General features: G+C 67.6%; 19 protein-coding genes. 12 read left to right on the top strand and 7 right to left on the bottom strand.

What is annotated here, in order from left to right:
- Positions 1-31: 31 nt before the first annotated feature.
- From ABJF88_03500 to gap, 5 genes are all read right to left on the bottom strand, one after another.
- Positions 32-913, bottom strand: coding sequence for an ABC transporter permease subunit (locus ABJF88_03500; protein MEP0545971.1), 882 nt, complete (start codon positions 911-913; stop codon positions 32-34).
- A complete protein-coding gene (locus ABJF88_03495; GenBank protein ID MEP0545970.1) occupies positions 910-1,872 on the bottom strand; it encodes an ABC transporter ATP-binding protein in 963 nt (320 codons plus the stop codon). Before ABJF88_03495 ends, ABJF88_03500 begins: the two co-directional genes overlap by 4 nt.
- Positions 1,873-1,925: 53 nt before the next feature.
- A complete protein-coding gene (locus ABJF88_03490; GenBank protein MEP0545969.1) occupies positions 1,926-2,885 on the bottom strand; it encodes a mechanosensitive ion channel family protein in 960 nt (319 codons plus the stop codon).
- A gap of 29 nt (positions 2,886-2,914) precedes the next feature.
- The gene (locus ABJF88_03485; protein MEP0545968.1) at positions 2,915-4,096 is read right to left on the bottom strand and encodes a phosphoglycerate kinase; all 1,182 of its coding nucleotides are present in this window, start codon (positions 4,094-4,096) and stop codon (positions 2,915-2,917) included.
- A 71-nt stretch (positions 4,097-4,167) separates the two neighbouring features.
- Complete coding sequence (gap, locus tag ABJF88_03480) at positions 4,168-5,187, bottom strand: type I glyceraldehyde-3-phosphate dehydrogenase (GenBank protein MEP0545967.1); 1,020 nt, start codon at positions 5,185-5,187, stop codon at positions 4,168-4,170.
- Between the two features lie 268 nt (positions 5,188-5,455).
- Between gap and ABJF88_03475 the strand changes: the two genes are divergently transcribed.
- From ABJF88_03475 to nadA, 4 genes are all read left to right on the top strand, one after another.
- Positions 5,456-6,160, top strand: a complete 705-nt coding sequence (locus ABJF88_03475; protein ID MEP0545966.1) for a tetratricopeptide repeat protein — start codon at positions 5,456-5,458, stop codon at positions 6,158-6,160.
- Between the two features lie 77 nt (positions 6,161-6,237).
- Complete coding sequence (locus tag ABJF88_03470; protein MEP0545965.1) at positions 6,238-7,623, top strand: sigma-54 dependent transcriptional regulator; 1,386 nt, start codon at positions 6,238-6,240, stop codon at positions 7,621-7,623.
- Between the two features lie 89 nt (positions 7,624-7,712).
- Entirely contained in the window at positions 7,713-8,378 is a 666-nt protein-coding gene (locus tag ABJF88_03465; GenBank protein MEP0545964.1) for an ABC transporter ATP-binding protein, read from the top strand.
- Between the two features lie 78 nt (positions 8,379-8,456).
- A complete protein-coding gene (nadA, locus tag ABJF88_03460; protein MEP0545963.1) occupies positions 8,457-9,464 on the top strand; it encodes a quinolinate synthase NadA in 1,008 nt (335 codons plus the stop codon).
- Between the two features lie 75 nt (positions 9,465-9,539).
- Here the strand turns inward: nadA and ABJF88_03455 are convergent, their stop codons facing one another.
- Positions 9,540-9,662, bottom strand: a complete 123-nt coding sequence (locus tag ABJF88_03455) for a hypothetical protein (GenBank protein MEP0545962.1) — start codon at positions 9,660-9,662, stop codon at positions 9,540-9,542.
- A 447-nt stretch (positions 9,663-10,109) separates the two neighbouring features.
- Here ABJF88_03455 and ABJF88_03450 point away from each other — a divergent pair, with 447 nt between their 5' ends.
- The gene (locus ABJF88_03450) at positions 10,110-13,472 is read left to right on the top strand and encodes an ATP-binding protein (GenBank protein MEP0545961.1); all 3,363 of its coding nucleotides are present in this window, start codon (positions 10,110-10,112) and stop codon (positions 13,470-13,472) included.
- Between the two features lie 4 nt (positions 13,473-13,476).
- Here the strand turns inward: ABJF88_03450 and ABJF88_03445 are convergent, their stop codons facing one another.
- Positions 13,477-14,832: a hypothetical protein gene (locus tag ABJF88_03445; protein MEP0545960.1), complete on the bottom strand. Its 1,356-nt coding sequence runs from the start codon at positions 14,830-14,832 to the stop codon at positions 13,477-13,479.
- Between the two features lie 255 nt (positions 14,833-15,087).
- Between ABJF88_03445 and ABJF88_03440 the strand changes: the two genes are divergently transcribed.
- The 7 genes from ABJF88_03440 (at position 15,088) to ABJF88_03410 (ending at position 26,058) form a co-directional block, all read left to right on the top strand.
- Positions 15,088-15,729, top strand: a complete 642-nt coding sequence (locus ABJF88_03440; GenBank protein MEP0545959.1) for an LON peptidase substrate-binding domain-containing protein — start codon at positions 15,088-15,090, stop codon at positions 15,727-15,729.
- A gap of 46 nt (positions 15,730-15,775) precedes the next feature.
- On the top strand, positions 15,776-16,624 hold the full coding sequence (locus tag ABJF88_03435) for an MBL fold metallo-hydrolase (GenBank protein ID MEP0545958.1): 849 nt from the start codon (positions 15,776-15,778) through the stop codon (positions 16,622-16,624).
- A 477-nt stretch (positions 16,625-17,101) separates the two neighbouring features.
- Positions 17,102-17,422, top strand: a complete 321-nt coding sequence (locus ABJF88_03430; GenBank protein ID MEP0545957.1) for a histidine kinase dimerization/phospho-acceptor domain-containing protein — start codon at positions 17,102-17,104, stop codon at positions 17,420-17,422.
- A gap of 172 nt (positions 17,423-17,594) precedes the next feature.
- The gene (locus tag ABJF88_03425; GenBank protein MEP0545956.1) at positions 17,595-18,605 is read left to right on the top strand and encodes a hypothetical protein; all 1,011 of its coding nucleotides are present in this window, start codon (positions 17,595-17,597) and stop codon (positions 18,603-18,605) included.
- 353 nt (positions 18,606-18,958) lie between these two features.
- Positions 18,959-23,104, top strand: a complete 4,146-nt coding sequence (gene porU / locus ABJF88_03420; protein MEP0545955.1) for a type IX secretion system sortase PorU — start codon at positions 18,959-18,961, stop codon at positions 23,102-23,104.
- 59 nt (positions 23,105-23,163) lie between these two features.
- The gene (gene porV, locus ABJF88_03415; GenBank protein ID MEP0545954.1) at positions 23,164-24,330 is read left to right on the top strand and encodes a type IX secretion system outer membrane channel protein PorV; all 1,167 of its coding nucleotides are present in this window, start codon (positions 23,164-23,166) and stop codon (positions 24,328-24,330) included.
- 255 nt (positions 24,331-24,585) lie between these two features.
- A complete protein-coding gene (locus tag ABJF88_03410) occupies positions 24,586-26,058 on the top strand; it encodes a DUF92 domain-containing protein (GenBank protein MEP0545953.1) in 1,473 nt (490 codons plus the stop codon).
- Positions 26,059-26,086: the final 28 nt, after the last annotated feature.

Genomic DNA, 26,086 nt, shown 5'->3' with positions numbered 1-26,086 from the left:
TCGGCGCTACGTCCCGCGAGGTTGCGCTGCCCTAGAAATCCTTTCGCTGGAAGAGGGCAAAGGCACCCGCATAACACGCCGCGCCGAAAGCGAGCGACGTGAGGAACGGCACCCAATTCTCGACGGGCTCGCCGCCGGCGAGCGTCCACGTCATCGCCGTCGCGGCGGGGAACTTGGGGAAGAGGTAATAAAGCCCAACGTAAATCTCTCGCCACGGCCGGTTGATCTGCAGCACAGCCTCGTCCGGTGCCGAGAGCACAAGCGAGGCCACGATGAGGCCGAGCGCGACGATCATCGCGAGCGCCGTGCTCTCCGTCCACACACTCACGAGCGTGACGATGCCGTAGAGCACGGCGAACATCGTCAGCACGACGGCCACGCCGATTAGGAACGAGCCGTTCCAGATCCCGCTCTTGATCGAGATCACGAGCCACACAGCTCCGAGCACGTAGACGACGAGTGCGGCGACGACGGCCCCCACGCCGAGCAATCTCCCGCCGAGCAGCGTTGAGCGTGCGACCGGCTTCGAGAGGAGGAGGTCCACCTGGCCGCGTTCCATCATGCTCGCCACGAGCGAGCCCGTCGCGAAGAGCCCGAGCAGGAGGACGACCCAGAACGTGATCCCCGCCACGCCCTGCTGCACCGAGATCACCAGGTTTTCGAGCGGGTTCTCGCCGAACGGCCGCAGCGTCTCGGTCCGCACCTCGCCCGTCTCCGGGTCCTCGACTTCGACCTGCTGCTCCAGCGCCGTCTCCTGTCCGAAGATCCGCATCCCGGCCAGCGTCCCGTCGACGATGTCGAGGTTGAGCGCGAACGTCAGCATCAGCCACACGAACGTCGCCACGGCGAAGAGGCCAACGATGATGAGCTTGGCGCGCAGCTCGCGGATCGTGAGGAGGATGAGGGCGGTCATGAGGGCACGGCCTCGCCGTCGCTCACCACCTCGACGAAGTACGCTTCGAGGCTCTGCCGGAGCGGCTGCACGGACTCGACTTCGACCCCGGCCCCGCGCAGCGCGTCGAGCACGGCGTTGAGGTGGGCGCGGTCCTGCACGGCGAGGCGGTATGACGCCAGCGCCTCGTCGGGGAGCGAGCGCGACTCCGCCGCGTCGAGCGGGCGAAACAGGCGGACGAATTCGGGATCGAGCGAATCGGGAAGCGGCGTGCAGCGGAGTTCGTAGACGCGGTCCTGCGTCGTCAACTCCTCGACGGTGCCGAGCCGGGCGAGGCGGCCCTCTTTCAAAATGGCGACGCGCGTGCAGATCTGTTCGACCTCGCTCAGCAGGTGGGAGTTGAGGAAGATCGTCGTGCCCTCGCGGCTGATATCGAGGAGGAGGTCGCGAATCTCGCGGCGGCCGACGGGGTCGACGCCGTCGGTGGGCTCGTCGAGGAAGAGGAGGTCGGGCGTGTTCACGAGGGCTTGCGCGAGGCCGAGCCGCTGCATCATCCCTTTCGAGAACTTGCGGACGCGCGTGTCGGCCCACTTCGCCATGCGGACGCGCTCCAGCAGTTCGGGAATACGGCGGACGCGCTCGGCTTCGGACACATTTGCGACGCGGGCGTAGGTGTCGAGCACCTGGGCTGCCGTGAGGTAGTCGGGGAAGCGGTGGCTCTCGGGGAGGAAGCCGACGGGTCGCCGCGCCTCGGGCTCCCGGATCGAGCGGCCGAAGAGCCGGCCCTCGCCGCCGCTCGGAAGGGCGACGCCGAGGAGCAGTTTGACGAGCGTCGTTTTGCCCGCGCCGTTCGGCCCAAGCAGGCCGAAGATCTCGCCCCGCTCCACCTCCAGATCGAGCGGGTGGAGCGCGTCGATGCTCGCGCCGAAGACGCTGCGGTAGGTTTTGTGCAGGCCGAGCGTGGAGATCGCGGCAGACATAGACGAGCGGGGAGCAGGAGGGACGGGAACGCTACGACCTTCCAATCTCAGAGTTACGCTGCGTCGTCCACGTTCTCGGCGGGCGAGGCCTCGGTCTGCTTGATGGAGCGGGCGGGCAGCTCCGTTTCTTGCCGGAGATAGAGGGTCCGGCGCGGGAACGGAATCTCGATACCCTGCGCGTCGAAGCGGCGCTTGATGCGTGCACGAAGGTCCCGCTCGGCCGGGAATTGCGAGCCCGGAATCACCTGCACGACGATCCGAGCCGTGACCGACGAGTCGCCGAGGTCGGTGACGGCCTGGACCACCGGCACCTCTTCGAGCATCGTCTCTTTGTTCTCCGGCACGGCGGCCCACTCCAGCGCCACCTCGTTCAGCACCTCGAGGATTTCGTCGAGATCCTGCTCGTACGAGACGCCGATCGGGACGATGACACGGGCGTAGCCGACGCTCTTGTTTCCGAACGTCCGCAGCTCACCCGCCGGGATCATCACGAGCTCGCCGTCGAACTTCCGCACCTTCACGAGCCGGAGGCTGATGGCCTCGACCGTCCCCGTCGTCGAGCCGAAGGTGATGAGGTCGCCGACGTGAATGATGTCGTCGAAGAGGAGGAAGAGCCCGGCGATCACGTCTTTAACGAGCGTCTGCGCCCCGAAGCCGACCGCGAGGCCGGCGATCCCGGCCCCGGCGATGAGCGGCCCGATGTCGAGCCCGATCGCGGCGAGCACCATGATCGTCGTGAACGTCCACACGACGTAGCGCGTCGCCGACATGATGAGGTTCGAGACCGTGAACGCGCGCTGCCGGCGCGGGTCAATCGCGGGCAGGGCTTCGTGCTCCGCCCGCCAGCGCAGCATCAGCCGCCGCACGAGGCCAATGATGAAGACGGCGAGGCCGAGGATGACGGCGACGCGGAGCACCGAGGCTCCGATGCTCAGCCAGAAATCCAGCCCGGCCAGGTCCGTCAGCGTCAGCGGGTCGGATTCTGTGATGACAGCGGTGGTGTCGGCTTGCATAGAAACGGGGAAGGGGAGAAGGGAAGGGGTTATCGGTCGCTCAGCGCGGCGATGCCGGGCAGGGCCTCGCCTTCGAGGAATTCGAGCATGGCGCCGCCGCCGGTCGAGACGTGCGTCACGTCGTCGGCGTAGCCGGCCTGCGTGATGGCCGCGACGGAATCCCCACCGCCGACGATCGTCAGCGCGTCGTTCTCGCGCGTAGCCTCGACGATGGCGTCGGCGACGGCGAGCGTGCCGGCGGCGAAGTTCGGCATCTCGAACACGCCCATCGGCCCGTTCCAGATCACGGTCTTCGCGTTGAGCAGGATGCTGCGGTACTGCTCGCGCGTCTTCGGCCCGATGTCGAGCGCCATGCCCTCGTCGATCTCGCCTTCGACGACGCGCCGCGCGGCGTCGTTGTCGAAGGCGTCGGCGACGACGTGGTCGGTGGGGAGGACGATCTGGTCGCGGGCGCCGTCGTAGAGCCGGAACGCCTCGTCCGTCCGGTCGTCCTCGACTTTGGAACTGCCGACGTCATGGCCGAGCCCTTTGAGGAACGTGTAGCTCATCGCGCCACCGATCAGCAGGCGGTCGACTTTGCCGAGGAGCGCGCGGATCACGCCGATTTTGTCCGACACCTTCGCCCCGCCGAGCACGGCGACGAACGGCCGCGCCGGGTCTTCGAGCGCGTCGCCGAGGATCTCGACCTCGCGTTGCAGCAGGTAGCCCATCGCCGCCTGCTCCACGAACTCGGTCACGCCGACCGTCGAGGCGTGGGCGCGGTGCGCCGCGCCGAAGGCGTCGTTCACGTACACGTCGCCGAGGGCGGCGAGCTGGCGGGAGAAGTCGGCGTCGCACTGGGTCTCGCCCGCGTGGAACCGCGTGTTTTCGAGCAGGACGACCGCGCCGTCCGGCGCGTCGGCGATCGCGCGCGCGGCTTCGTCCCCGACCGTGGCCTCGGAGAACACGACGGGCGCGTCGATGAGGGAGCGGAGGTGCTCGGCGACGGGGGCGAGGGAGTACGCCGGGTCGGGCGCGCCCTTCGGGCGGCCGAAGTGGCTCATCAGGATCGCGGTGGCACCGCTGCCGGTGATTTTGCGAATCGTCGGGAGCGCGGCGCGGATGCGGGTGTCGTCGGTGATCGTGCCGTCTTCGAGGGGCACATTGAAGTCCACGCGGACGAGTACGCGGCGCCCGCGGAGGTCGAGGTCGTCGAGGGTGAGTTTCGGCATCGGGAGAGGGGAAATGAGTAGGGGCGACGCACGCGCCGCCCCTACAGTCGTTCAGGGAGGGGACGCAGCGCTTACTTGCCGGCGTTCATCAGCTTGCCGATGAGGTCGACCGTGCGGCAGGAGTAGCCCCACTCGTTGTCGTACCAGCCCACGACCTTCGCGAGGGTCCCGTGGGCCATCGTCTGCTCGGAGTCGAAGATGCAGGAGTGCGGGTTGTGGACGATGTCGGAGGAGACGAGCGGCGCCGTCGAGTACTCGAGGATGCCCTTGAGCCCGTCGCCGGCGGCCTTCTGGAACGCCGCGTTGATCTCCTCGGCCGTGGCCTCAGTCTTGAGGACGACCGAGAGGTCCGTCATCGAACCGTCGGGGACGGGGACGCGGACGGCGAACCCGTCGAGCTTGCCCTGCAGCTCGGGGAGGACGAGGCCGACGGCCTTCGCGGCGCCGGTCGTCGTCGGGACCATGTTGATGGCGGCGGCGCGGGCGCGACGGAGGTCCTTGTGCGGGGCGTCCTGAATGTTCTGGTCGGAGGTGTAGGCGTGGATCGTCGTCATGAAGCCCTTGTCGACGCCGAAGGCATCGTCGAGCACCTTCACCATCGGGGCGAGGCAGTTCGTCGTGCAGCTCGCGTTCGAGACGATCTCTTCGTCGCCGGTGAGCGTGTCGTCGTTGACGCCGATCACGACGGTGGCGTCGACCTTCCCGCTCGCGGGGGCGGAGATCACGACCTTCTTCGCGCCGCCCTTGAGGTGGAGCGCGGCCTTCTCGCGCGTGCGGAAGACGCCCGTCGACTCGACGACGACTTCGGCGCCGAGGTCGCCCCACGGGAGGGCGGCGGGGTCGCGCTCGGCGAACACCTTGAACCGGTCGCCGTCGATCACGAGGTCGCCGCCCTCAACCCGGACTTCGCCGGGGTAGATGCCGTGGACGGAGTCGTACTTAAAGAGGTGGGCGAGGGTCTCGGCGTCGGTGAGGTCGTTGACAGCGACGACGTCGTAGTCGTGCTGACCGGCGCCTTTGCGTTCGAGGATGGCGCGGAACACGAGCCGGCCGATGCGGCCGAATCCGTTGATCCCAATCTTGATCGACATAAAAGCGAGGGCTAGGGTGAGAGGGGAGGAGAGCCGTGGTGCAGGCGCTCTGATGAACGTACGCAGGGCCCCCCGATAGGGTAGTGAAAACGCGGCAAAAAGGGCTCTGAAAACCGCGCAAAGGGGGTCGGGGGCGGGGCGGGTCGTTGCGGCCGGCAGCCCCTCGGACTATCTTCTGCGCCTCGCTCCGTTTGGGGCGGCTAACCCTTTGCAATCCGCTGCGCTCGTTCCCCGAGCCCTAACCCGACAGGCCCCCCTTATGTCTTCGATGCTCAAGCCCCCCAAGCAGGTCAGCCGCCGCCAAGAGCTCCGGGAGGACAAAGTTATCACCGCGTACGCCCGGACGATGACGATGGCCGAGAAGTACCGGGGCGCGCTGATCGCCGCCGGCATCGGGATCGTCGTGATCATCTTCGGCGTGCTCGGCTACACCTATTACATGGTGAACCAGGGCGAGGTCGCCAACGACGCCCTCGGCGAGATCCTTCCGGTCTACGAGAGCGGGTCGTTCCAAGAGGCCCTCGACGGCACCGCCGACGCGCCCGGCCTGCTGGAAATCGCCGACGAGTACGGCTCCACGGGCGGCGGCAACCTCGCCCGGTTCTACGCCGCGAGCGCGCTCTTCGAACTCGGTCGCTACGAAGAGGCCGGTGCGTACTTCGAGGACTACGACGGTGGGGAGGACATCCTCGGGGCCAGCGCGGTTGCCGGGCAGGCCGCCATCGCCGAGCAAGCCGGCGACTTCGCCGACGCGGCCCGTCTCTACCAGCGCGCCGCCCGCAGCTACGAGAGCGCGGCGACCGCGCCGGGCTACTACCTCGACGCCGCCCGCAACTTCGAGCAGGCCGGCGACTTCGACGCCGCCCGCGCGGCCTACGAGGAGATCGTCGAGGAATACCCGGACGCCCCGCAGGCCGCGAACGTCCCGGCGTACACCGCCCGTCTCGCCGCGATGGCGCAGGCGGGGGAGTGACCACGGGCGCGGCGTGAACCAATAGCCCCGCCGCTCGTACCCCCGCTCGCCCTCTTCGCATCCCTGCCCCTCTGCCCATGCCAACCATCCTCATCGCCGACGACGAACCCAGCATTCGTCGCACCCTCCGGGACATCCTCGAATACGAGGGCTACGAGGTCGAGGAGGCGGTGGACGGGGACGACGCGTTCGAGCAGGCGAAGAGCGGGCGGCACGACCTCGTGCTGCTCGACATCAAGATGCCGAAGCGCGACGGGCTCGACGTGCTCGAAGCGCTCGGCGAGGCCGAGGTCGGCATCCCGATCATCATGATATCGGGGCACGGCACGGTCGAGACGGCCGTCGAGGCCACCCGTCTCGGCGCGGCGGACTTCATCGAGAAGCCGCCCGACCTCAACCGCCTCCTCGTCTCCGTGCGCGGCGCGCTCGAACGCGGCTCGCTGAAGACCGAGAACCGGCGGATGCGGCAGACGATCGTCGACGCCGAGCAGTCGGACCTCACGCCGATCGTCGGCGAGAGCGCCGCGATCGACCGGATCAAGTCGACGATTGAGCGCGTCGCGCCGACGGAGGCCCGCGTGCTCATCACCGGCGAGCCCGGCACGGGCAAAGAGCTCGTCGCCCGGTGGGTCCACCACCGCTCGAACCGCGCCGACGGCCCGCTCGTCGAGGTCAACTGCGCCGCGATCCCGAGCGAGCTGATCGAGAGCGAGCTGTTCGGCCACGAGAAGGGCTCCTTCACCGGGGCCACGAAGCAGCGGATCGGGAAGTTCGAGCAGGCCGACGGTGGCACGCTCTTCCTCGACGAGATCGGCGACATGAGCCCGAGCGCGCAGGCGAAGGTGCTCCGCGCCCTGCAAGAGAGCAAGATCACCCGCGTCGGCGGCGACCGCTCCATCGACGTCAACGTCCGCGTCGTGGCGGCGACGAACAAGGATTTGCTGGCCGAAGTGGGGGAGGGCACGTTCCGCGAGGACCTCTACCACCGGCTCTCGGTCATCCTCATCCACGTCCCGCCGCTGCGCGAGCGCAAGAGCGACATCACGCTCATCGCCCGGTTCATCCTCTCCCACGTCGCCCGCCGCAACGGCGTCTCCGCCAAAGCCTTCACTGACGCCGCGCTCGACCGGCTCCAGCGCTACGACTGGCGCGGGAACGTCCGCGAGCTGAACAACGTCGTCGAGCGCCTCCTCATCCTCTCCGACGGCGATCAGATCACGGAGCACGACGTCGAGCTCTACGTCCGCCCCGGCGGTGCGGCCCAGGACCCGCTCGTCGGCCTGCTGAACCAGTACGACCAGTTCGCCGACTTCCGCGACATGGCCGAGAAGCTGTTCATCGAGCGGAAGCTGGAGGAGTTCGGGTGGAACGTCTCGCAGACGGCCGAGGCCATCGGCATCCAGCGCTCGCACCTCTACAACAAGCTGAACAAGTACGGGATCGAGCGCGAGGACGGGGAGTGAACGGCCGCGACGCAGACCCCGACGGCCTGCACGCCGAAGCGCCGCCGTCGCGGCTCGCCGGGGCCACTCCGATCCTCGTCGCCGAAGGGTTGAGCAAGCAGTATCCGACGGCAGCGGGAACGCTGGAAGTCCTGCGTGACGCATCGCTTACCGTGCGCGCCGGCGAGATCGTCGCGATCGTTGGCGAGAGCGGGACGGGCAAGAGCACCCTCCTCCACCTCCTCGGTGCGCTCGACCGACCGACGGCCGGCACCGTCCGCTATGACGGCGCCGACATCTTCGCTAAAGACGACGAAGCCCTCGCCGACTTCCGCAACCGCTCGGTCGGCTTCGTCTTCCAGTTCCACCACCTGCTGCCCGAGTTCAGCGCGCTGGAGAACGTGGCGATGCCGGCGCTCATCAGCGGTCGATCCCTCGCGAAGGCCACACCGCGCGCCCGCGCGCTTCTCGAATCGCTCGGGCTCGGCGACCGGGCCGACCACCGACCGGCCCAGCTCTCCGGTGGCGAGCAGCAGCGCGTCGCCGTCGCCCGCGCGCTGATGAACGAGCCGCACCTCGTCCTCGCCGACGAGCCCACCGGCAACCTCGACACGAAGACGGCGGAGCTGCTCCACGACGAGATCGTCCGCCTCGCGCACGACCGGACGCAGGCGTTCGTCATCGTCACGCACAACCCCTCGCTCGCCGACCGCGCCGACCGCGTGCTGCACCTCCGCGAGGGGCAATTGGTGGACGAAGGGGCAGCGGGAGCGTAGGCAGAACTCGCCGCCGTATCGACCGTTTACGGGAGGCACGCGATTTTCCGCTGCCTCTAGCTGACTCCTCTGCGTCCGATGACCGACACCCTCGACCTCCTCGTCCCCGATCTCCTCACCGACTTCGGCTACGTCCGTGAAGCCGTCGACCCGACGCTCGACCTGTTCGACGAGATCGAACGGCTGAAGCGCGAGAAGAACGCCGTGCTCCTCGCGCATTACTACCAGGAGCCCGACATTCAGGATATCGCCGATTACATCGGCGACTCCCTCGGGCTCGCGCGCGAGGCCGCTCGGACTGACGCCGACATCATCGTCTTCGCCGGCGTCCACTTCATGGCGGAGACCGCGAAGATTCTGAACCCGGATAAGAAGGTCATCCTCCCCGACCTCAACGCCGGCTGCTCCCTCGCCGACTCGTGCCCGCCCGCCGCCTTCGCCGCCTTCCGCGCGCAGTACCCGGATCACATCGTGATCTCGTACATCAACTGCACGGCCGACATCAAAGCGCAGACGGACATTATCTGCACGTCGTCGAACGCCGAGCACATCGTCCGGCAGATCCCGCCCGAGCAGGAGATCATCTTCGCGCCCGACCGCAACCTCGGCCGCTGGCTCATCAAAGAGACGGGCCGCGACATGGTGCTGTGGGAGGGGAGCTGTATCGTCCACGAGGTGTTCTCCGAGCAGCAGCTCGTCCGCCTCAAAGCTCGCCACCCCGATGCCCCCGTGCTCGCCCACCCCGAGTGCGAAGAGGCCGTCCTCCAGCATGCCGACTACATCGGCTCCACGAGCGGCATCCGCCGCTTCGCGACGGAGAGCGAGGCCGACACCTTCATCGTGGCAACGGAGTCCGGCATCCTCCACCAGATGCAGAAGGATAACCCGGAGAAGACGTTCATCGCCGCGCCGCCCTCGAACGGCTGCGCCTGCAACGATTGCCCGCACATGAAGCTGAATACCCTCGAGAAGCTTTACCTCTGCCTCAAGCACGAAGCGCCGGAGATCGTCATGGACGAGGCAATCCGGCTCCGTGCGCTTCAGCCTATCGAGCGTATGCTTGCGATGAGCGAAGGCGTCCGCTGAGCGCGAGCGCTCCGTAAAGAAAAAAGCGCCGGCCTCCACGTGGAGGCCGGCGCTTCTGCTTGATGCGGACTCAGCTCAATCGAGGATGTCACCGGCGGGGGTCGTGGTCCCGGAACGGCCTTTCTCGGCGCTGGCGGTCTGCGCGAGCGGGCCGCTGATGACGAGGAGGAGAGCGATGGCAGCGAGGAAGCGTTTCATGTGGCGGGGTGTCTAGTGGGTGGCGGCTCTACTAGCAAACGGACGATCTATAATAACTGCGGCTTTTGTAATATGCAAGTGTCAGGCGTGAATCTATCAGCACACGTGCGGTGGGTATTGGGGGGGCTTAGACACCCGCGAGAGCTGGCCTGACGGGGACGGCAAGAGCGGGATCTTCCGGACATCTGGCTTGAGATTCTAAAGGCAGTGAGCGCACGGCCGATACCGCTCTTGGTTGATACGGCACCCATGAACTCTGCGCTGCGGCTGTGTTGTCTTACTCTGTTGCTGCTCCCCATCGGAGCGGCAGGACAAGCCCTGCCCTCCGAGCGAGGGCGACCGTATTTCGTGGAGCGGTTCACCCCCGAGGAGTATGGAGCCCATGCTCAGAATTGGTCCATCGTGCAGGATGTTCGTGATGTGATCTACGTCGCCAATCGGTCAGGATTGCTCGAGTACGACGGTGCCACATGGCGAAGCCTAGTTCTTCCCGGCCAGTTCGCCCGCTCGCTCGCCACAGACTCTGCCGGTCGGGTCTTTGTCGGGGGGGTAGGGGAGGTGGGGTTCCTCGCGCCGGATGCGGCAGGACAGATCGCGTATCAGAGCCTGCTATTCCACGTGCCGGAGGAGGGGCGCGGCTTTGGCGATGTCTGGACGACGCTCGCAACAGAGAAGGCGATCTACTTCCAGAGCTACGATCAAATCCTTCGCTGGGATGGCACGCTCATGGATACGTGGCGGGCGGATACGCGCTTTCACAAGGCGTTCGTGGTGGGCGAGGCGTACTTCGTTCGGCAGGACGGTGTGGGCTTAATGGAGATTCAGGGTGAAGACCTCGTTCTCGTGCCCGGCGGCGAACGCTTCGCTCACGAGCGTATCGATGCGCTCTTGCCTTTCGGGGAGACGGCCCTACTCGTGACGCGCAACGAAGGGCTCCTGATTTGGCGCAACGGACGCTTCGAGCCGTTCGCTACCGCAGCCGACGCGTATCTAAGTCGCGAGCGCGTCTATGCCGGGGCCGTGTTGTCCGACAGTGTCTTCGCGCTGACCACGATTAGCGGTACGGTCGTGCTCATGGACCGGGCAGGTCGGGTGCTCCGCGTGCTGGGGCAGGATGTGGGGTTGGAGTCAGACGAACTCGTCCTCTATGCGTACGCTGACCGGCAGGGAGGGCTCTGGCTGGCGCTCGATACAGGGCTGCTGCGCGTAGATGTCCTATCGCCGCTGACCTCCTTCGGCCAGCAGGCAGGCCTGCCTGGAGCGGTCTACAATATCAACCGCATCGACGGCCAGGTGTACGCCGCTACCTCGCAGGGCTTGTTTCGTCTCGAATCCTCAGGCGCGTCGACGCGCGACGTTGTGGGGCGGTACGCACGGTTCGTGCCCGTTGGCAACTTTACGTCGCAGGTCTGGGATGTGGTGGAGGTCGGAGGAAAGGTGTTAGTCGCGGCCAACGACGGGGTCTACGAGATCGGAGGCGAGCGTCCCCGCCTCGTGTTGGCGGGGCGTGCCTTCGTGTTGTCCCTGTCAGCGTCTCGCCCCGGTCTGGTCTACGTAGGGATGAAGACGGGCCTGGCGCTCTTGCAGGCGAGAGGGAGCGACTGGGAAGTGACAGAGCACGTGGGCGGGGTTGAGGTCGGCGAAGTGCGCTCCGCTACGGAAGGGATAGACGGGAGTCTCTGGTTGGGGTCTTCCGCAAACGGGGCCGCCCGCGCTTGGCTTGACGAAGGGCAGCTCGTCGGAATGCAACGCTACGGAGAAGAGGAGGGGTTGCCGCCGGGCCCCGTCACGGTGTATCAGAGCGAAGGCAACCTGTTCACCCTCTCGCTAGACGGCGTGTATCGAATCGACCTGGCTGGAGCGCGCCCACGCTTCGTTCCTGCGGACGCGGTCAACGCAGCGGTCCGACCAGACGGAGCGACGCCGTTCCTGCTCCACTTCGATTGGAGAGGGAAGCTCTGGGTGGTACGAGAAGGGCAGCTCCGCGTATTCAACCACACGCCTGATGGCAGCTACGAGGACGTGACGCCGCCTGTCCTTCACTTCCGCGGGGTCCCGAACCAGATCCTTTACTCCGAACCCGATCGCGATGTGACGTGGATCGCGGGGGAGCAAGGGCTGCTCCGCTACGACGCCGGTGAGCAGAAGGACTACACCGTGCCCTATCCCGCCCTCGTCCGCCGCGTCACGGCCGACAATGATAGCCTTCTCTTTGCAGGGGCGATGAGCGAGCGCTTTGCGGTACCGGAAGTGGGGCATGCATCCAACAACTTCCGCTTCACGTTTAGCGCGCCTACGTTCAACGCCTCCGAAGAAACGGTGTATCAGTACTGGCTCGAAGGGTTCGACGAGGGGTGGTCGGGCTGGAGGTCGGAGACGAGCAAGGAGTACACGAACCTCCCGGAGAACGACTACCGGTTCCGCGTGCGAGCGCGGAATGCGCAGGGCGTCGTAAGTGAAGAGGGCGTCTTCGCCTTCGAAGTGCTGCCGCCGTGGTATCGGACGTGGTGGGCGTACAGCCTGTACGTGGTGATTGCGCTCGTCGTCATCTGGGTGTCGGGCAACATCCGCATCCGCCAGCATCGCAAGATGCTCCTGCATGAGCAGGCCGTCAACCGCCGGCTCGACACGGCGAACGCCCGGCTGCGCGAGGCCAACGAGCGCCTCCACCAGGCCGATAAGCTCAAGGACGACTTCCTCGCCAATACGTCGCACGAGCTGCGGACGCCGCTCACGGCGATCCTCGGGTTCGCCGACGTGCTCCAGGACGAGCTCGAGGGCGAGCTGCACAGCTTCGCCACGATGATCAAGCGTGGCGGCGAGCGGCTGCTCGACACCGTGAACGCGCTCCTCGACATGGCTCGGCTCCAGGCCGACGTGATCGACGTGGAGCCGAGCGACCTCGATGTGATCGAGGAGGCGAAGGAGACCGTGCGCGCGTTGGAACCACTCGCAGATGAGAAAGGACTCTTCCTCCGCGTGCTCCCCGAATCGAGCGCGTTGCCGGCACGCATGGACCAGGCCAGCCTCGAGCGCATCCTCGTAAACCTCGTCGGGAACGCGATCAAGTTCACGCAGGAAGGCGGCGTCACCGTCCTCATCGACGCGAGCGACGACGAGGTCTTCCTCACCGTTCGCGATACCGGAATCGGCATCCACGACGAGTTCCTGCCGGACCTCTTCGAGGAGTTCAATCAGCAGTCCACGGGCTACGGGCGGTCCCACGAGGGGAGTGGGCTCGGGCTCGCCATCACGCGCCGGATCGTCCACATGCTCGGCGGAGACATCGACGTGGAGAGCCGCGTGGGCGGCGGCACGACGTTCCAGGTCACGATACCGCGATACGACCAGCGAGAGATCGAAGGGGCGGGGACGTCCCGAGACGCGCTGCCGACGCTGCCGGAGCGCACCCGCCTGCTCGTCGTGGAGGACGGCGCCCGGCCGCAGCCCCGGCTCCGGGGCATCCTCGAGTCGACGTGCCACGTCGACGTGGTCGTGGGGGGCTCCGAAGCAGTCGCCGCTGTTCAGGGTACGGCGTACGACGGGTTCCTCATCGACGGGCACATCGGATCCTTGCCCTCGGGGCAGCCTGTGCTCGATGCGCTACGCCTCGTGCCGGGTCACGCCGACACTCCGGCCGTCGCCGTGACCGGGTTCACGATGCCCGGCGACCGCGAGCGCTACCTCGCGGCGGGCTTCACCGGATACATCGGCAAGCCGTTCACCGAGCGTCGGCTGCTGTTACTCTTGGAGAGCCTGCTCCACGCCCGCCACTTCGCGGAAGAGAAGAACGTAGGCGGTCTCGGGTGATCCGCTATTGCAGGAGCAGCCGAACGCCGACGAAGGGCTCGAAGCGGCGCTCGACGAGGTATCGCTCCGTGCCGTCGGGGCCGTCTGCGACGCGGGTGAAGCCGTAGCGCGAACGGATGAAGATCCACGCGGGTCCGGTGACGGCGTAGTCGAGGTGGAAGGTGAGGGTGTTCTGGTCGCGGAAGTCGCCGAAGAGGGACCCGAACGAAGTCCGACCCTGCCGCTGCACGTCGAAGACGAGTCGGAGCGGGTCTCCGCCATTGGGGGAGACGACGAGTCGGAGCCCGGCCTCGCTCAGCGGGTCGTCGCTGTAATCGCGGCGGACGTACGTGGCGAGCTCGAACGCCCGGAAGACGAGGGCGCGGAGCCCAAAGTACACGGAGGTGCCGCCCTGCGCCTCGGCGAGCGGCGTCCCTACGGTCTCGTCGGCCACGTCGCGGTAGAAGGCGTCGGCGTTCCAGATCCGCGCTTCCGGGTTGCTGACGGAATAGAACGCGTTGAAATAGCCCGGCACGAACTCTGACCCGCTGCGGAAGACGCCGAGCGTGGCGCGGACGCGCCCGAGCCCGATCAACTCGGTGCTGGCGAACTCGGCGCCCGCGCCGAAGCTATCGCCGTACTCCAGGAACCGGGCGTAGCTGACGAACGGGGAGAGGGCGAAGTCGCCGACGCGGAGGTAGTCGAACCGGGCATCGAGGCTGAGGGCCGTCGTCGCGAGTTCGGCGGGGAGGCCGAGGTCGGTCACCGCCGTCGCGCCGACCTCGAGCGAGCGAAGCCGAGGGCGGAGGGACCCGCCGAACGGCGCGACGGTAGCCCGCCCCCCGACGACGCCACCGAGCCGGACGTCGTCCGCGAACCCGACGAGGCGGACCGCCGGGAGTTGGACGCCGACCTCGGCCCCGACGGTCCGCTCGTCCCACGCCGTCGTGGTCTGGAAGGAGTGGACGAGGTGGCCGGTCCCCAGCGTGGTGTTCGCAATCGGGCCGACGCGGGCATAGACCGGGACGCCCGTCGCCGGTTCGAACCGGGCGTAGCGGAGGACGCGGAGGAGGTCGTACGTCTCGTCGACGTCGTCGTCGTAGAGTCCGCTGTCGCCGATGCGAAGCCGCCCGCTCAGGCCGAGGGAAAGCGGCCCCGACGCAGCGTCGGCGTCGATCCCGAACCCGGTGCGCCACCGCACGCCGATGTACGACGGGCCGCCGAACGCGTCGACGCGGAGCGCGGTACCTCGCGCCGTCCGGGTGATCACTTCGGTCGGGTTGTCCGCCGAGCCGAATGCGAACGGGCTCGCTCCGACGGACTGCGCGCTCGCCGGGGTGGAGAGGAGGGCGAGGAGCAAGAGGGCCGAGAGCCGGGGCATACGGGCAGGGGAGGAGAGGGCGTGGAGCGTAAAGATAGCCGCCGCACCGAGACAGCGCGGTGGCCTTGTGGGCGCGGCGGTGGAAGATCGGTGCGGGCTCGCGTACTTTCTGTGATGCGCGACGCCAGGCGCCGCCGCTCCGTGTTTGCACGTGCCGACCGCGTCGTTCCGAACGCGAACGTCGAAGGGGTTGCGCGGCACTTCGGCGCGGCCCGAGCGTTCTTGCGGGCCCGACTTCCATCGTTGCTGAGAGCTATGCCCATCCCGTCGTCCGAACCGTTACCCCTCTTCCCGCTCGGCCTCGTATTGTACCCCGGCGAGTCGCTCCCCCTCCACATCTTCGAAGAGCGCTACCGCGAGATGATGCGCTACTGCCTCGAGACCGACGGCCCCTTCGGCATCGTCTGGATGCAGGACGACGACGAGCTGGCGCGGGTCGGCTGCACGGCGCGGATCGAGCGCGTGCTCGAGCGCTACGAGGACGGCCGGATGGACATCGTGGCGACGGGCGTGGAGCGCTTCCGCATCGAAGAGGTGATGCAGGAACGGCTCTACCTCACCGCTCAGGTCGCACCCTATGAGCCGATGGAAGGGCTCGTGGACCGGACCGAGCGGGAGCGGGTGATCACCCTCCACATGAAGTTGCTGGAGCTGGCCGGCGAGACGATCCGGCCGGCGATCTACGAAGGCCCGAAGCGGATCTCGTACGTGGTCGCGCAGAACGCAGGGCTCGACCTCGTCCGCAAGCAAGAAGTGCTGGAGCTATCGACCGAAGAGGAGCGGCTGCGCTACCTCTCCACGTACCTCGAGCAGATCATCCCCGAAGTCCGCGAGGCCCGCGAGCGCCGCCGGAAGGTGCAGTCGAACGGGCATTTCAAAAACGAGGAGCACGAGTAGTCCGTCGTCCCTCGCCCTCCGTTCCGTCGCCCAATCTAGTGCCCGCATGAAGATCGGTCCGTATACCCTCCACGAGATCCACGCCGGCCGTCTCGGCCTCGACGGCGGGGCGATGTTCGGGATCATCCCAAAACCGCTGTGGGAGCGCCGCATCGCGCCCGACGGGCGGAACCGGATCCCCCTCGCCATGCGGTGCCTCCTGCTCGAAGGCGACGGCCGGCTCGTCCTGATCGACAACGGGCTCGGCGACAAGTACGACGCTAAGTTCTCCGACATCTACGCCGTCGACGTGGAATCGTCCGAACTGCACCGTTCGCTGCGGGCGGCAGGCTTCGGCGCGGACGAGGTGACCGACGTCGTCCTCACGCACCTCCACTTCGATCACTGCGGTGGCTCGACGGTGCGCGACGGCGACGGCCAACTCCGCGTTGCGTTTCCGAACGCGCGGTTCCACGTTCAGCGGTCTCACTGGGAGTGGGCGCACACGAGCCCGCGCGAAGGGGCCTCGTTCCTAAGCGAGAACCTCGACCCGCTCGAAGCGTCGGGCCAACTCCAACTCGTCGACGGGCCGGGTGAGGTGCTGCCGGGCGTCGAAGCGCTCGTCGTCAACGGGCACACGCGGGGGCAGCAGCTCCTCAAAATCGTTGGCTCTGATCGCACGCTGCTCTACGCGGCCGACCTGCTTCCCACCGCGGCCCACGTCCCCTTGCTCTGGGTGATGGCGTACGACGTGGCCCCGCTCGATACCCTGGCCGAGAAGGAGCCGATCCTCGCTCAGGCGGCGCGCGAGGGATGGACCGTCTTCTTCGAGCACGACACGGAAACGGCGACGGCGCGGATCGAGCACGGCGAACGGGGGTTCCGCACGGTGGACGAGGCCCCGACGTTGCTGTAAGTTAGGGGTACATTACTTCCTGCTTCGTGTAATTGCGGGACGGTACCTGTCGTCGGGGAGGTGGCACAGCCTTTGACGATCGGCACCCACGCACGGGCCCTCGACCGGTTCGGACATCGCGACCGCGTCGGGGCGTTCGAAATCTCCCGCTTCTACAGCACGGGGAGTAGTTCGGTAACGGGTTCGCGCTCGCGGCAGGAATGCCGTGGACGCTGTGATTCAGAAAGGGGCTCACCCATCCTCGATAGCGGCAGACTCCACTCCGTGTCGTTGCGGGTCGGCGGGTAGCTCGCGCCGAACTTGACGTATGCAGTTGCTTCGGTGCGGTCGCCTGGCGACTTCCGGGGATGGCATCGAAATTTTGCAAACGAGAAAGTTGTAACCGCTTACATTCGTTCTCCACCACATGCGGACGCATCGGCTCACTCGCTTGGCCGCTCGGAGCGAAACGTCCGTCCCCACCACCTGCCCTGCTCAATGAACGAATTGCTTCCGCATTTGGATGGGCGTTCGGACGGCCTTCGCCCGATCAAGAAAGACGGTGATGCCGGACCTCGCGTCGAGCTTCAGGTGGCGCTCACCCGCGTCACCCACGACATCAACAACCCGCTCGCCGTCATCTCCGGGAACGCGCAACTGCTGCTGGAACTCGCGCGTGCGCTCGACCTCGACCCGGACGTGGCCAAGCCGATCCAGGACATCGAAGAAGCGAGCCAGCGGTTGGCAGATATGGTGCAGCGGCTCAACGCGCTGAACGACGCAGCCCGCGCCGAGGGGTTCGGCGGAGACGGGGCGTAATCGAGGGTAGGAGACGGGCTGTGCGGAGTGGGCAATTTCCACCGCGCGGCTTAAGAGGGGGAGGGCGGAGTCCGATTATCTGGGTACACCCTCCTACGTGGCGCGCCCCCGAGCGCGCACTCGCCGCACGTCTGAGGCTGCTTGTTGACCATCCCCAAGCGAGCCCACTGATATGCCCTCAATCCCCATGGTCCCCGCGCACGAGCGCGAGCACATCGAGTTGGCTGGCGAGCACCTCGCTGGCGTCCTCTCGAAAGCCCACCTGGACCGATGGAACCACGCCCTCCGCTCAATCGAGGAAGCGCGGGTCTATGACGCGTTCCTCGAATTCAACGAACTGCTAAAGGAAGGCGGCCTCGACGCAGTCGGGCGAACGCACGTCCAACTCCAGGCGGTGCGCTGTCTGCGCGACGCCCCCATCGAGCGCGTTAAGACCGAACTCGCCTTCATCGAGCCCCACGACGCGTACCAAACCGTCGTGCTGGACTACCGGCTCGGTTGGCTGATGCGGCACCGGCTCCACTCCGACGTCGCGGCCGAGCAGTACTTCGACCGGGTCCGTGAGGAGGCTCGGCGGCTCGGCGTTCGCTCGTGGGAGATCGCGGCCCTCCTGCAGGGCGCCGACGCGCAGGCGGAGGCGAACGATTCCGAAGAAGCCATCGAGACCTACAACCGGGTGTACAACCTGAGCCGGCGCAACGGCTATGTCGAGTACATCCCGAAGGCGCTGCTCGGCAAGGGCGTCGTGCTCATCCGCACCGGACGCCGGGCCGAGGGGGAGGAAGACCTCCAGAAGGCGTACGAGCTGGCCTGCCGGAACAAGCTCGTCGGCGAGCAGGGCCTCGTGCTGCACGCGCTCGCCGGGGTGTACCACCGGGACTTCCAGTTCTACGGCCTCGCCCTCGAGTACTACGAGCAGGCCCGCGTGGTCTTCTCGAAGGTGCCCGTCTGGAACTCGATTCGGGAGGACTTGGAGCGCGACATGCACGCCTGCCAGACCGAGCTCGAAGACCTCGACATCGCCAAGATCCTCGGGCCGGTGCCGATCACGAAGCTGCGACAGGAATACCTTACGAGCCTCGTCAACGGCTTCGTCGGCATCCCCGGCATCGACAACCGCTCCCAGCTCGGCGAGCGGATCGGGCTGACCCGGCAGGCGATTCACCGCAACATCAACGGGTAGCCGTCGCCGAGCGCCCCGTGTTGTCGTCCCGTTGCGGGGCCGCACTCGTTCTCGGGTGCGGCCCCGCACGCTTCCCGGCTCCGATCCCGACGCCGGAACGGGCGGCTCGGGGGAGCGATGGGGACGCGGGCGTGCCCTTGTCTGGGGCTCGGGATGGGACTATATTTGCAAGCTCGCACAGAAGGCCAATCCTAAAGCCCTTTCGGGTTTCCTCGACGTCAACGTTTGCCTATCGAATCAGGTGCTACTTCCAGCGGGTCGGTGATCCCGGCTCTGTTCTGCTGACGATCCCCTTCCTCGCCACCTGGCGACGGGCCCCGCACCCTGTTTCACTTTAGCAAAGGCAACACTCGATGACGCTCCGATTCTGGATCGCTACGTTCTGTGTCAGTTGGTTCGCGGGCGTCGTCCCCGCACAGGCACAGGCCGTCCGGTCGGGCTCGACGGCCCCGACCCTCCGCGTGCTCGAACGCACCGACGCCGGCGTCGTGTTCGAAGCCACGGCGACGTGGCCGACGCCGCTCGCTGAAGCAGCGAGGACGGGCAACGACCCGTACAGCTTCGCGCTCCGCGCCGTGCGTGGGGACGGGACGCTCTCGGAGTCCGTAGCCCTGCCGTCCCTTGCCTCCCCCCGCGTTGAGATTCTGGCGTCGGACTACGACGAGGTGCCCTATGCACCGCCCGCCGATGCAGAGGTGGCTTTCGCCGGGCCCGCCGCTGAGGTGGCGCACCTCGGCATGGAGCGGCGTCAGCCGACGGGGACGTTCGTGGCGCGGATGCTCCAGTACGACGCCGAGCGGCAGACGGTGCGTCGCTACCGCCGCATCGTCGCCTCCGTTCGGTTCGACGCCGCTGCGCCCGCTCGCCGCTTGGCGGGCAACGCAGCGAGCCGCGCCGGCGGCTCCGATAACCCGCACCTCGCGGTGGGGCAGAGCGTGCTGGCGGCGGGGACGTGGTTCCGTGTACCCGTCACGAAGGAGGGGATGTACCGGATCGACCGGGCGTTCATCTCCAGCCTCGGGCTGTCGCCGGACGCGATTGATCCGGACCGGGTCGTGGTCTTCGGAAACGGCGGTGCTCCGCTCCCCGCGCTCAACAGCGCACCCCGCGTCGCCGACCTCGCCGAGAACGCCTCCTTTGCCGTTGGCGGCGGCGATGGGGTATTCAACGAGGGCGACGCCGTCTATTTCTACGGCGCCGCGGCGCAGGGTTGGACGTGGGACTCGGCCGCAGCGGACAGTGGCGATCCCGGTTGGCGGCACTATATCAACGTGTTTTCGAGGCGCAACGTGTACTTCATCCGGGTCGATGCGCCGTCGGCGCAGCGGGTCGGCAACCCCGGCTTTGCCGATCAGCCCGGGCCATCGGTACGCACCGAAGTCACGGGTCGCACCTTCCGCGAAGAGGACCTGCCGGACGGGATGATCGACCGCGACGGCGGCGGCTCCGGACTGGACTGGATGGGGGCGGAGGTCGTGTCGTCGCGCCCGACCGTCGTCGTGCTCGACACGCTGCCGCCGGGGATCGCGGCGGGCACGGTTCAGTACCGCGCGCGCCTCGCGACGCGGTCGAACGCTACGGTCAGCCTCGCGCTGCGCAGCGGCGGGGAGACGTTCGGACCGTTCTCGTTGAGAGCGGTCAACATCCTCGCCCGCGACCGCGTGGACGTGTTCGACCAGACCGTCGCGGCGGGCGCCGCGCTCCGGATGGAGATGACGCTCTCCGGTGGCGGCAGCAGCGGGCAGGGCTGGATCGACTACGTCGAGGCGTTCTACCCCCAAACCCTCCGCGCCGCCGACGATTACCTCCGGTTCGCGACGCCGGGCGGCGAAGCGGGCCTCTTCGAGTTCGTGCTCTCCGGCTTCGCCGCCGAGCCGCAGGTGTGGGACGTGACCGATCCGCAGGCGATCCGCCGCCTCGGTGTCCGCGCGGCCGACGGGACGTACCGCGTGCAGATCGACGTGGCCGAAGCCGATCAACCCCGTGAGCTCGTGGCGTTCACGACGGCGAGTCCGGCGATCCGTCGGCCCGCCGCCGGCGAAGCTGTTCCGAACCAGAACCTCCACGCCGTCGGCGGTTTCCCCGACTACGTGATCGTCGTCGCCGCCCCGTTCCGCGAGGCAGCCGACGAGCTTGCGGCATATCGCGCGGAGGGCGGCTTGCAACCGCTCGTCGTCGACGTGCAGCAGATCTACAACGAGTTCTCCGGCGGGCTCGTAGACATGCGGGCCGTGCGCGATTACCTCCGCTTCCTCTATGACCGGGGGCCGAGCACCGACCCCGCGCTCCGCTATGCCCTCCTCTTCGGCGACGGCCACTATGACTTCCGTGGCATCCGGCCCAACGGCGATCAGAACAACTGGGTCCCGGTCTACCAGACGGACAACTCCTTCAACCGCATCGAGTCGTACACGAGCGACGACTACTTCGGGCTGCTCGACGACGACGAAGGCGTTTGGAATTATAGCGTCAGCACGGCGAATCGCGAGCGCGTCGATATCGGCATCGGGCGGCTGCCCGTCCGGCTGCCCAGTGAGGCCGCCGACATGGTGCGGAAGATCAAGCGTTACGAGAGCGCGGCGACGCGCGGCGAGTGGCGCACGCGCTACACCTTCGTCGCCGACGACCAGTTTCCGAACGCGGGCGATCTCGATCTCCACCTCCAGAACGCGGACCTCGTTTCCGACACGGTGAAGACGAACTACCCCGCGATGAACGTGCAGAAGATCTACGCGATGACGTACCCCCGCGTGCAGACGGCCCTCGGCGCGCGCTACCCCGAGGCGCAGCGGGATATCATCCGCTCGTTCAACGAGGGCACGCTCGTCTGGAACTACAGCGGCCACGGCGGCTCCAGCGCCCTCGCCGACGAAAAGCTGCTCGTGAAGGAGGACATCATGCTGCTCGACAACACCGACCGGCTGCCGATCGTCATCACCGCGACGTGTTCGTTCGGCCGCTACGATGTCGTCGACGAGCAGAGCGGGGCGGAACTGTTCCTCCTCAACGCCGGCGGCGGCGCGGCGGGCGTCTTCACGACGACGCGACTCGTCTACACGAGCGCGAACCCCACGTCCGTCAACCTCGGGCTCAACGTCGCGCTCGCCAAGTTCCTCCTCGCGCGCGGCGAGGACGGCCGGCCGCTCCGGCTCGGCGACGTCTACCGCCTGACGAAGAACACGAGCGAGGGGCTCCAGAGCAACAACCGCAAGTTCAGCTACCTCGGCGACCCGGGGATGCGGATCCAACTGCCGGAGCGCCCCGTCGCCATCACGTCGATCAACGGCGAAGAGGTCGGTCGGGGCGACGGAGCGAATCGGCTCGCGAGCGCGGCGCAACAGCAGGGCGGGAAAGGCGACGCGCTGGCGGCCGTGGGCGACGCTCCGGCGACATTCGCCCGCAACGTTCGGCCGGGCGCGACGGCGGCCATGCGGATGCTTCCCGAGCTGCGGGCGCTGGAGCAGGCCGAGATCACCGGAGAAGTCCTCGGCTTCGACGGGCTCCGCGACACGGGCTATAACGGCGAGGTCGAGGTGGCCGTGTTCGATGCCGAGCGGACGGTGCTGATTCCCGAAGAGGCCATCAGCTACACCGACGGCCGCTACCAGGTCCGCAGCGACCTCATCTACCGGGGCCGCGCCACGGTCCGCGACGGCGCGTGGACGGCGCGGTTCGTCGTCCCGCGCGACATCTCGTACTCGAACGATCGGGGCCGCGTCTCGGCCTACGTCACCGACTCCGGCAGCGAGGACGGCTTCGGCTTCACCGAGCAGTTCCTCATCGGAGGCACCGCCGGAAACCCGGTGCAGGACAGCGAGGGGCCGCGCGTCAACCTCTTCATGAACGATACGACGTTCGTGCCCGGCGGCCTCGTCGGCACCACGCCCGTGCTCATCGCCCGGCTCTTCGACGAGAACGGGATCAACACCGTCGGCGCGGGCGTCGGCCACGAATTGTTGCTGACCGTCGACGGCGCCGAGCAACAGTCCATCGACGTCGGCCGTTTCTACCGTGGCGACCTCGACTCCTTCCGGCGCGGCACGGTCGAATTCGAGCTGCCGGAGCAGACGCCGGGCCCGCACACCCTCACGCTCCGGGCGTGGGACGTGGCGAACAACTCGGCCAGCGCCACCCTCGACTACTACGTGGAGCCCGACGGCGAGCTCGTCCTCCGCAACGTCTACAACTATCCCAACCCGACGAATGGGCCGACGCGGTTCCTCTTCGAGCATAACCAGCCGCCGGGCACCGTCGCCCGCGTGCAGCTCCGCATCTACACCCTTTCCGGCCGGCCCGTCCGCACCCTCGACGCGGAGGAGACCCTGTTGGGAGGCGTGCTGACCGGCTCCGCCGTCCAGATCCCGTGGGACGGGCGGGACGAAGACTTCGACACCCTCGCCACGGGGATCTACCTCTACAAGGTGCGCGTGGAGGTGGAGCGGCCCGACGGCGAGAAGCAGGTCTCCGAACGCATCGAACGCCTCGCCGTGATCCGATAGCCCGCATACCGACGCCCCGTACCTGAGACGTCTTTCCTTCATAGTCCGAACTCGACCTTATGCTTACCCCTCTCCTCGCCGGCGCTGCGCGCCGCGTCCTCCTCGCCCTCCTGCTGACCCCGATTCTCGGGGCCGGGAGCGCGCTGGCGCAGCAGATCGTGTATACGACGGCCGTGCCGTTCCTCCAGATCGAGCCCGACAGCCGGGCGGCTGGGATGGGCAACGCGGGCGTCGCCCTCGCCGATAACGCGAGCGCCATCTTCTGGAACCCCGCCGGCCTCGCCGCGCAGGAGGGGGCCGAGGTGTCACTGACGCACGCGCAGTGGCTCCCCGCCATCACGTCGGACCTCTTCTACGAGCACCTCACGGGCAAGTACCAGCTCGAAGGGATCGGGACGTTCGGGGCCCACATCACCTTCCTCAACCTCGGCGAGCAGGAGTACCGCGACGAGAACAACGTGAACCTCGGGACTTTCCGCTCCTACGAACTCGCCACCGGCGCCTCGTACGGACGGCAGGTGACGCGCGGGCTCGCGCTCGGGACCGGCGTTCGGCTGATCTATTCGAACCTCTCCGGCGGCCGGTCGGTCGGGGAGACGCAGACGAAGGCGGGCGTGTCGGTCGGTGTCGACCTCGGCGCGCTCTACACCTTCAAGCCCGTCGAGCTCGGCAGCGTCCCGCTCACGACGAAGCTCGGGTTCAACCTCGCCAACATGGGCCCCGCCATCGGTTACACGGTCGGCGACAGCGGCCGCAACGACCCGATCCCGACGAACCTCCGCTTCGGCGGCGCCGTCAGCGCGCAGCTCGACGAGTTCAACAAGCTGAACTTCGCCGTCGACTTCAACAAGACGCTCGTGGACTTCGACAGCACGGGTGCGAAGTCGTTCGCCGAGGCCATCTTCTCGTCGTGGAAGAGCATCCGCGTCGCGAGCGGCCAGGACCCCGTGGACCCCGACGACCCGACGACGTTCGAGGAGGTCGGCGTGCTCCGGCAGATCACGATCGGGACCGGGATGGAGTACTGGTACAACGACCTGTTCGCCTTCCGCACGGGCTTCTTCTACGAGGACCCGTACAACGGCAACCGGAAGTTCCTCACCTTCGGCGCGGGCATCCGGTACAACCTCATCGGCGTGGACTTCTCGTACATCTATCCCCTCGAGGACGAGTCGCCGCTCGCCAACACGCTCCGGTTCTCGCTGCTGCTGAACGTGCTGCGGTAGCGTACTTTTCGATGCGCGATACGGGAGGGTGCCGGTAGTTTCCTGCTACCGGCACCCTCGTTCTTTGGGCCGGCCCCGCCCGACGGTGAACCGCCGGCCCCGCCCGACGGTGAACCGCCGGGCTCACGAGCGTAAGGACGCTGAAGCGCCCTCTACAGCGGTGCACAGGACAGCCCCAGAGGGGCTTCTGCCGTAAGCCCGGTGATTCATCGCCGGGCGGTGTGGAGGGTACAACTCCAAGTCATTCTGCACTCCATGTCCGATTCCCTCGCGTTCGCCCTGTTCGGCTCCGGGTTGCTGGTGGCGGTGGCGATGGGCGAGGCGCTCCGGGCGAGGGCGGGGTTGCCGCCCGAGGCGTCGCGGCGCTTCGTCCACGCCGCGACGGGTGTGCTCGTCGCGCTCTGCCCGCTGTGGTTCTCTCAGCCGACGGGGGTGTACGTGCTGGCGGGCCTGTTCGTTGTCGTCAACCTGTGGGCGATCCCGCGGCGCGTGTTTCCGGGGATGCACGGCATTCAGCGGCGGAGCTGGGGGACGGTCACGTTCCCGCTCGCGCTCCTCTTCGCGCTCGTGACGTGCTGGACGCTCGACGCCGGCCGCGTATACATCTTGCAGACGGCGTTCCTCATCCTCGCGCTCTCCGACCCGCTCGCGTCGGCCGTGGGGATGGGGCTGCGGCGGCCCGGCCGGTTCGTCGTCGGATCGAACGAGAAGTCGGTGGCGGGGTCGCTCGCGTTTTTCCTCTCCGCCTTCGCCGTGACGATGGGTGCCCTCGCCGTACTCGGCGGGCACGGGCTGACGGTCGCCGGGAGCCTGGCGGCGGCGTTCGTCGTCGCGTCACTCACGACCGGGGCCGAGGCGCTCGCGAGCCGGGGGTGGGACAACTTCTTCATCGTCGTCGCGGCCGTGGTCCCGCTGACGATGCTGCACGGGGAGCCCGAAGCGGCGGGGCTGCTGGTCGCTGCCGTCGTTGTCGCCGTCGCGTTCAGCGGAGCGGCCTACGCCGTGGGCTTCCTCGATCGATCCGGGGCACTCGCGACGGCGGGTCTCGCGTTCTCCGTCGTCGTGCTCGGGCCGGCGTGGGCCGTGCCGGGCGTCACGTTCTTCGTGCTGTCGAGCCTGCTCTCGAAGCTCGGGCGGCGACGGAAGGCGCAGGCGGAGAAGCTCGCGGAGAAGGGCAGCCGACGCGACGCGGGACAGGTGTACGCGAACGGCGGCGTCGCGTGGGCGCTCCTCATCGCGTACGTGTTCGTCCCCGTCGACGCGCTCTATTGGGGCTACGTCGGGGCGTTCGCCGCCGCCGCGGCCGACACGTGGGGAACGGAGATCGGCACGCTCGCGCAGGGGCCGACGCGGTTGATCTGGAGTGGGCGGCGCGTCCCGCCGGGCACGTCGGGCGGCGTGTCGCTCGCGGGTACGCTCGGCGCGCTCGCTGGCGCCACGGTCGTGTTTCTGAGCGTGCTGCCCGTCGGCGGCGTCCGGCTCGACGGCGTCGGGGTGGCGGCGGCGGCGCTCGTCATCGTCGGTGGCGGGATGGCAGCGGCGCTCGTCGACAGTTTGCTCGGGGCGACGGCGCAGGCGCTCTACCGCGACGCGAGCGGACAGCTCACGGAGCGATCGGACTCGAACGCCCTCGTTCGGGGTTGGCGCTGGCTCACGAACGACAGGGTGAACCTCGCTTGCACGCTCACCGGGGCGTTGCTCCCGGCCGCGTTCATCGCCCTGCGGTAAGCCGCCCGTCGTTGTGCCTGCGCTCGCC

The sequence above is a fragment of the Rhodothermales bacterium genome (assembly GCA_039944855.1).
In the GTDB taxonomy this organism is placed as follows: domain Bacteria; phylum Bacteroidota; class Rhodothermia; order Rhodothermales; family JANQRZ01; genus JBBSMX01.
Note: the sequence above shows the minus strand (reverse complement) of the source record. Positions and strands in the feature narration are given on the sequence as shown.

Bases quoted from the DNA above. Each gene is read 5' to 3' on its own strand.
- ABJF88_03425 (MEP0545956.1), top strand. From the start codon at position 17,595: ATGCCCTCAATCCCCATGGTCCCCGCGCACGAGCGCGAGCACATCGAG.
- ABJF88_03430 (MEP0545957.1), top strand. From the start codon at position 17,102: ATGAACGAATTGCTTCCGCATTTGGATGGGCGTTCGGACGGCCTTCGC.
- ABJF88_03475 (MEP0545966.1), top strand. From the start codon at position 5,456: ATGCTCAAGCCCCCCAAGCAGGTCAGCCGCCGCCAAGAGCTCCGGGAG.
- ABJF88_03455 (MEP0545962.1), bottom strand. From the start codon at position 9,662: ATGAAACGCTTCCTCGCTGCCATCGCTCTCCTCCTCGTCATCAGCGGC.
- ABJF88_03440 (MEP0545959.1), top strand. From the start codon at position 15,088: ATGCCCATCCCGTCGTCCGAACCGTTACCCCTCTTCCCGCTCGGCCTC.
- ABJF88_03410 (MEP0545953.1), top strand. From the start codon at position 24,586: ATGTCCGATTCCCTCGCGTTCGCCCTGTTCGGCTCCGGGTTGCTGGTG.
- ABJF88_03500 (MEP0545971.1), bottom strand. From the start codon at position 913: ATGACCGCCCTCATCCTCCTCACGATCCGCGAGCTGCGCGCCAAGCTC.
- ABJF88_03435 (MEP0545958.1), top strand. From the start codon at position 15,776: ATGAAGATCGGTCCGTATACCCTCCACGAGATCCACGCCGGCCGTCTC.
- ABJF88_03445 (MEP0545960.1), bottom strand. From the start codon at position 14,832: ATGCCCCGGCTCTCGGCCCTCTTGCTCCTCGCCCTCCTCTCCACCCCG.
- porU (MEP0545955.1), top strand. From the start codon at position 18,959: ATGACGCTCCGATTCTGGATCGCTACGTTCTGTGTCAGTTGGTTCGCG.
- gap (MEP0545967.1), bottom strand. From the start codon at position 5,187: ATGTCGATCAAGATTGGGATCAACGGATTCGGCCGCATCGGCCGGCTC.
- ABJF88_03490 (MEP0545969.1), bottom strand. From the start codon at position 2,885: ATGCAAGCCGACACCACCGCTGTCATCACAGAATCCGACCCGCTGACG.
- ABJF88_03470 (MEP0545965.1), top strand. From the start codon at position 6,238: ATGCCAACCATCCTCATCGCCGACGACGAACCCAGCATTCGTCGCACC.
- nadA (MEP0545963.1), top strand. From the start codon at position 8,457: ATGACCGACACCCTCGACCTCCTCGTCCCCGATCTCCTCACCGACTTC.
- porV (MEP0545954.1), top strand. From the start codon at position 23,164: ATGCTTACCCCTCTCCTCGCCGGCGCTGCGCGCCGCGTCCTCCTCGCC.
- ABJF88_03485 (MEP0545968.1), bottom strand. From the start codon at position 4,096: ATGCCGAAACTCACCCTCGACGACCTCGACCTCCGCGGGCGCCGCGTA.
- ABJF88_03495 (MEP0545970.1), bottom strand. From the start codon at position 1,872: ATGTCTGCCGCGATCTCCACGCTCGGCCTGCACAAAACCTACCGCAGC.